General features: G+C 65.4%; 7 protein-coding genes. All 7 read right to left on the reverse strand.

Features of this window, described 5'->3' with window-relative positions; translation table 11 throughout:
* Entirely contained in the window at positions 1-1,617 is a 1,617-nt protein-coding gene (locus FAS41_RS22980) for a gamma-glutamyltransferase family protein (protein ID WP_138525712.1), read from the reverse strand.
* 17 nt (positions 1,618-1,634) lie between these two features.
* Positions 1,635-2,729, reverse strand: coding sequence for a polyamine ABC transporter substrate-binding protein (locus FAS41_RS22985; RefSeq protein WP_138525713.1), 1,095 nt, complete (start codon positions 2,727-2,729; stop codon positions 1,635-1,637).
* A gap of 15 nt (positions 2,730-2,744) precedes the next feature.
* The gene (locus FAS41_RS22990) at positions 2,745-3,524 is read right to left on the reverse strand and encodes an amino acid ABC transporter ATP-binding protein (RefSeq protein WP_138216802.1); all 780 of its coding nucleotides are present in this window, start codon (positions 3,522-3,524) and stop codon (positions 2,745-2,747) included.
* 1 nt (position 3,525) lies between these two features.
* Positions 3,526-4,293, reverse strand: a complete 768-nt coding sequence (locus FAS41_RS22995; RefSeq protein ID WP_045207506.1) for an amino acid ABC transporter permease — start codon at positions 4,291-4,293, stop codon at positions 3,526-3,528.
* 11 nt (positions 4,294-4,304) lie between these two features.
* Positions 4,305-5,111: an ABC transporter substrate-binding protein gene (locus FAS41_RS23000; RefSeq protein WP_138525714.1), complete on the reverse strand. Its 807-nt coding sequence runs from the start codon at positions 5,109-5,111 to the stop codon at positions 4,305-4,307.
* A 141-nt stretch (positions 5,112-5,252) separates the two neighbouring features.
* Complete coding sequence (locus FAS41_RS23005) at positions 5,253-5,918, reverse strand: GntR family transcriptional regulator (protein WP_138525715.1); 666 nt, start codon at positions 5,916-5,918, stop codon at positions 5,253-5,255.
* Positions 5,919-6,311: 393 nt separating this feature from the next.
* Positions 6,312-6,536, reverse strand: a 225-nt coding sequence (locus FAS41_RS23010) for an alkaline phosphatase PhoX (protein WP_138525572.1), incomplete at its 5' end; no start/stop codon positions are given.

Raw genomic sequence — 6,536 nt, forward strand, 5'->3', positions numbered from 1 at the left:
TCAGCACACCGCGATATGCGAATCCGCGCGCGGCTCGGTACCGCCGCAGAGCACGCCGGTTTCAGGATCGCGGACGATGATCTGGCCGCGCCCGTAGTCGGTGAGGTCGCAGGCGATCTCCACCTCGTGACCGCGTCGCGCCAGGCCGAAGGCGAGGTCGCGGTTGGCGTGCTGCTCGATGCCGACTTTCATGCCGCCCAGCCATTGCCAGCGCGGGGCGTCCAGCGCGGCCTGCGGGTTGAGGCCGAAGTCGACCAGGTTCATCACCATCTGCACGTGGCCCTGGGGCTGCATGTAGCCGCCCATCACGCCGAACGGGCCGACGGCCACGCCATCCTTGCTGAGGAAGCCGGGGATGATGGTGTGGAAGGTCTTCTTGCCCGGCGCCAGCGCGTTGGAATGCGCCGGGTCGAGGCTGAATTCCGAGCCACGGTTCTGCAGGCCGATGCCGCTGTCGGGGAGCACCACGCCGGAGCCGAAGCCGTGGTACGCGCTCTGGATGAAGGAGACCATGTTGCCTTCGCCGTCGGCGGTGGCGATGTACACAGTGCCGCTGGAGAGCGGGTCACCGTGTTTCGGCTCGGCGGCCTGATCGCTGATTTCAGCGCGGCGGCGCGCGGCGTAGTCGTCGGAGAGCAGCGCGGCGGTGCTGACGCGCATGTGCTCGGCGTCGGTGATGTAGTGCAGGCCGTCGGCGTAGGCCTTCTTCATGGCTTCGAGCTGGCGGTGCCAGGTGAGCTGGCTGTCGCGCTGGTCGAAGTCGTAGCCCTGGAGGATGTTCAGGGTCATCAGGGCGATCAGGCCCTGGCCGGCGGGGGGGATTTCCCAGACGTCATAGCCACGGTAGTTGGTCTTGATCGGCTCGACCCACTTGGGCTTGTAGCCGGCCAGGTCGGCGGCGCTCAGCTCGCCACCGGTGGCGGCGGAGTGCTCGGCGAGGCGCTGGGCGAGGGCGCCACGGTAGAAGCTATCGCACTTCGTCTCGGCCAGTTCGGCGAGGGTTTTCGCCTGGGCCGGGTTGCGGAACAGCTGGCCGGCGCGGGGGGCTTTGCCGTCCACGGTGAAGGTGTCGAACCAGGCTTCCAGGGCTGGCACGGCGGCCCGGCTTTGCTGGTATTCCTGGCGCGCGATTTCCCACTGGTAGGCAACCACCGGGGACACCGGGAAGCCGTCGCGGGCCAGGGCGATGGCCGGTTGCAGCAGGTCGGCGAAAGGCAGTTTGCCGAAGCGTGCGGACAGCTCGGCCCAGGCCGAGGGGATGCCCGGCACGGTGACCGGCAGCCAGCCGTGTACCGGCATCTTCTCAAAACCGGCGGCTTTTACCTTGTCGATGGAGATGGAGGCAGGCGCGTGGCCGCTGGCGTCCAGACCGTGCAACTGGTCCTTGACCCAGACCAGGGCGAAGGCGTCGCCGCCGATGGCGCAGCCGGTGGGTTCGACCACCGTCAGCGCGGCGGCGGTGGCGATGGCGGCGTCGATGGCGTTGCCGCCGGCGCGCAGCATGGCAATGCCGGCCTCGGCAGCCAGGGGCTGCGAGGCGGCGACCATGCCGTTACGGGCGAACACGCTCTGGCGCTGGGAGGCGTAGGGGTACTCGTGGGCAGAGAAGCTCAGCATGGAAAACTCTCTTCGGTTCAGCGGTCAGTCTTGATACGGGTCCATTCGCGGGTGATCACGCGCTGGATTTTCGGCGGCAGGTCGGCGGAGACGTAGAGCTTCTCGATCACCGCGTCGCTGGGGTAGATGCCGGGGTTGTCACGGACTTTCGGATCGAGCAGCGGGGTGGCGTCGGGGTTGGGGTTGGCGTAGCCGACGTAGTCGCTGACCGGGGCGATCACTTCCGGGCGCAGCAGGTAGTTCACCAGCTCGTGGGCGCCCTTGGGGTTCTTCGAGTCGCGCGGGATGGCGAGCATGTCGAACCAGAGGTTGGCGCCTTCCTTGGGGATCACGTAGCGCACGTCGATCTTCTTGCCGGCTTCCTGGGCGCGGCTCTGCGCCTGCATCACGTCGCCCGAGTAGCCGACCGCCACGCAGATGTCGCCGTTGGCCAGGTCAGTGGTGTACTTCGAGGAGTTGAAGTAGGTGATCGACGGACGCAGCTTCTGCAACAGTGCGGAGGCCTTGGTGTAGTCCTCGGGGTTGGTGCTGTTCGGGTCCAGGCCCAGGTAGTGCAGCGCCTGCGGGATGATCTTCACCGGTGCGTCGAGGAAGGCCACGCCGCAGCCATGCAGCTTGGCAAGGTTTTCCGGCTTGAAGATCAGGTCCCAGGAATCCAGCGGAGCGTTGTCGCCGAGGGCGGCCTTGACCTTGTCGTAGTTGTAGCCGATGCCCACGGTGCCCCACATGTAGGGCACGGCGTACTGGTTGCCCGGGTCGGCGGCTTCCAGGCGCTTCATCAGGCGCGGGTCGAGGTGCTTCCAGTTGGGCAGTTGGGCGCGGTCGAGTTTCTGGTAGACGCCGGCGTTGATCTGCTTGGTGAGGAACTGGCTCGACGGCACCACCAGGTCGTAGCCCGAGTGACCGGAGAGCAACTTGGCCTCTAGCATTTCGTTGGTGTCGAAGACGTCGTACTGGACCTTGATGCCGGTGTCCTTCTCGAAGTTCTTCAGGGTGTCCGGGCCCATGTAGTCGGACCAGTTGTAGAAGCGCACCAGCTTGTCGTCGGCCTGGGCGGCGGTGGCGCAGGCGAGGAGGGTGAGAGTGCTGGCGAACAGAACGCGTTTACGCATGACTTGTCCTTATCTTCAGAGAACGCGGCTGAGGAATTCCCGCGTGCGCGGGTGGTGTGGATTGCCGAAGACCTGCGCGGGCGGGCCTTCTTCGATGAGCTCGCCCTGGTGCAGGACCACCACGCGGTCGGCCACTTCGCGGGCGAAGCCCATCTCGTGGGTGACGACCACCATGGTCATGCCTTCGTCGGCCAGCTCCTTCATCACCTGCAGCACTTCGCCCACGGTTTCCGGGTCCAGCGCGCTGGTGGGTTCGTCGAAGAGCATGGCCTGGGGCTTCATCGCCAGGGCGCGGGCAATGGCCACGCGCTGCTGCTGGCCGCCTGAGAGCTGGCCGGGGTAGTGCTCGGCCTTGTCCGACAGGCGCACCCGTGCCAGTAGACGGCGGGCCTGGTCCAGCGCCTCGCCCTTGGGCACACCGAGCACCTGGGTCGGCGCTTCGATGATGTTCTCCAGCACGGTCATGTGCGGGAACAGGTTGAAGCGCTGGAAGACCATGCCGATGTCGCGGCGACGCCGGGCGATGTTGCTTTCCGAGTCGCGCACCAGCTTGCCGTCCGGGCGTTCGCGGTAGCCCATCAGCTCGCCGTTGACGCGAATGCTGCCGCCCTGGATGTCTTCCAGGTGGTTCATGCAGCGGATGAAGGTGGTCTTGCCCGAGCCCGAGGCGCCGATCAGCACCACCACTTCGCCCCGGCGTACTTCCAGGGAAACGCCCTTGAGGATTTCCAGTTCGCCGAAGGCCTTGTGCACGTCGCGGGCCTGGATTACCACGTCTTTCATGTCCGGGATCATCTCAACGCCCCCTCAGCAGTTTCATCGCCTGCCGGCCGAACAGGCGGTTCGAGGCGGCTGGCTGGCCATCGGATTTGCCGAAGCGCACTTCCAGCCAGCGCTGGAAGAAGCCCCACAGGGTGGTCAGGGCGAGGAAGTAGATCGCCACGACCAGGTACAGCTCGAACACGCGGAAGGTCGCCGAGGTGACCATCTGGGTGCTCAGCAACAGTTCCTGTACGCCGATCACGCTGACCAGCGTGGTGTTCTTCAGCATCACGTTGAACTCGTTGCCCAGCGGCGGAACGATCACCCGGAAGGCCTGCGGCAGCACGATGCGGCGCATCAGCTTGGGGAAGGTCATGCCGAGGGATTTGCCGGCCTCGTACTGGCCCTTGTCCACCGCACCGATACCGGCGCGGATGATCTCGGCCATGTACGCGCCTTCGTTGAGGCCCAGGGCGATGATCGCGGCCTGGATATTGCCCGGCAGGATGAACAACCCCAGGTCCAGGTCCTCGAAGCGGAAGATCCCGCCAGCAGCCAGCGCGGTGTAGAGGAAGACGATCTGCACCAGCAGCGGCGTGCCGCGCATCAGCCACACGTAGAAACGCACCGGGTATTGCAGCAGCGGATTGGTCGACAGGCGCATCAGCGCCGCCAGCAGCCCGAGCACGCAGCCCAGGAGCATGGCGCTGACGGCGATCACGCAGGTCAGCCACAGGCCGTAGAGGTAGATATCGCTCGGTCGCAGCAGGTACTGCCAGAACACGTCCCAACTGAAGTTCATGTCTCGTTACCTCAGTCCAGTTTGTCGCCTTCGATATGCCACTTGGCCAGGAGCGCGGCGTAGCTGCCGTCGGCCTGCATGTCCTTGATGATCTGGGTGACGGCTTCGCTCAGCTGCTTGTCTTCCTTGCGGATGCCCAGGCCGGTAAGGATGCGCGCGAAGGCCGGCACGCCGATCTCGAACAGGTCCGGCGCGGTGCTCTGGTAGTAACCGGCGGTTTCCACGGTGGTGCCGTAGGCGTCGGTCTGGCGGATGCGCAGGGACTGGAAGGCGTCGGTGTCGGTGTTGTAGACCACCACTTTCATCGGCGGCTTGCCGGCCTTTGCCAGCTTCTCGTTGTGGGCCTCGAGCAGGGTACGGATGGTTGAACCGTTGAGCACCGCGACCTTCTTGCCGGAGAGATCGTCCAGGGTGTGAATGCCCTCGGGGTTGCCCTTGCCGACGACCACGGCCTGGCTGGAGTACATGTAGTTGACCATGTCGATCACTTCGCGCCGCTCGGGCTTGTCGAACAGTTGGTCGACAAGCATGTCGCACTGACCGGCGAGCAGCGCCGGGATCAGCCCGGAGAAGGGCGTGATGCGCCAGTCGATCTTCTTGTCGCCCAGGCGCTTGGCGATGGCTTCGCCCAGGTCGATGGTGACGCCGGTGAGCTTCTGGTTGGCGTCATAGAAGCCCATGGGCGGGGAGTCCATGCCGCCGCAGAAGGTGACCTTGCTGGCGTTCTGCAAGCGGTCGGGAATCTTCACATCGGCATGCGCCAGGGGGGCGGCCAGGCAAAGGGCGAGAAGGCATTGCGGGATCCTGCGTTCGAACATGTTGCTCTCCGGGGTGGGGTTGCCAGGGGCAGTTCAGGGACACAGAAGTACGGGTCTAGGCGCCCGTTGCTTCGATTCTCTTCTTCGTGGATCGGCTTCGTGGATTTCGTTTGGGTGGATTGCGCGTTGGTGGATGGCGCCTCAGGTGGCTTGCGCCTCGAGGAATTTCGCCAGGGACGGGATGGTTCCCTCGATGTGGTCGCAGATCACCCGCTCGGCTTCGCGGGCATCGCCCGAGCGCAGGGCGTCGAGGATCACCGCGTGTTCCTCGCGGGCGCTCATGGGCTTGTCGACGTGCTGCAGCCACAGGCGCATGTGCGGCTCGATCACGGAGTAGAGCGCGGTGATCTGCCGTTGCAGGCGCGGACGTCCGGAAAGGCTGCAGAGGTATTCGTGGAAGGCGCGGTGGCGGCTGACCCACCCGGCGCTGTCGTCGCGGTAGTCGTCCATTTCGTCGAGCATGCGTTCGAGGCGGGACAGGTCTCGGTCGGTGAGTTGCGGCACGGCGAGGCGGATGGCCAGGCCTTCGAGGGCGCTGCGCATCTCGAAGACTTCGCGCATTTCCTCGATGTTCAGGCCGCTGACGATGGCACCGCGATTGGGTCGCAGGGTCACCAGGCCCTCGGCGTCCAGGCGCTTGAAGGCACCACGCACGGGCATGCGGCTCATGCCGATGTCGCTGGCGATGTCCTCGGCCACCAGGCGGTCGCCGGTCTTGTAGCGGCCGGTGCAGATGGCCTGGAGGAGATAGTCGTAGGCCTCGTCTTCGGCGCTCATCGGCGGGCGGGCAGCGGGTACCAGGCGCATGGGGTGTTTCCTCGTGGATTTTTGGATCCAATTATCCATGCATGCAGTTAAGCAGTTGCCGTGCCAATGCTGGCGAAATGATTGGAACTGGCCGGGGTAGAGCGGTAGGCGTAGGAAGGCGGGGTGGGAATGATGGAATGGGACGGGGCGAAACGGTAACGGATAGGGTATTTCGTGCGCGCTTGCGGTGCGCTTCGGTAACGTTGTGGTGCATGGTGGGCGCGTATGTGTAGGAGCGGGCCATGCCCGCTACCAAACCCGTGTCGGGCGCTTGTGGCCGGAAAATTGGGTTGGATACCGGCCGGATCGCGGGTGTGGCCGCTTCTATAGGTTCTACGCTCGCTCCTGCTCTTCGTAGGAGCGAGCTTGCTCGCGAACCGGCTCGGCCGGCGGTTACGTCCCGATCACGCCCCCATCGTCCTTGGTGATCACCAACGTCGTCGAACGCGGGATGCTCTTGCCGTCGCTGGCCGGGAAGCTGATGCCCGGGTGCTGGATGTTCACCCACAGCGTCTTGCCATCCGGCGTCTGGGTGATGCCGGTCAGCTCGCAGCCGCGCGGGCCGACCAGGAAGCGCCGCACCTCGCGGCTGTGCGGGTCGGCGCAGAGCAGCTGGTT

The sequence above is a fragment of the Pseudomonas nicosulfuronedens genome (genome assembly GCF_005877905.1).
Classification (GTDB): Bacteria; Pseudomonadota; Gammaproteobacteria; order Pseudomonadales; family Pseudomonadaceae; genus Pseudomonas; species Pseudomonas nicosulfuronedens.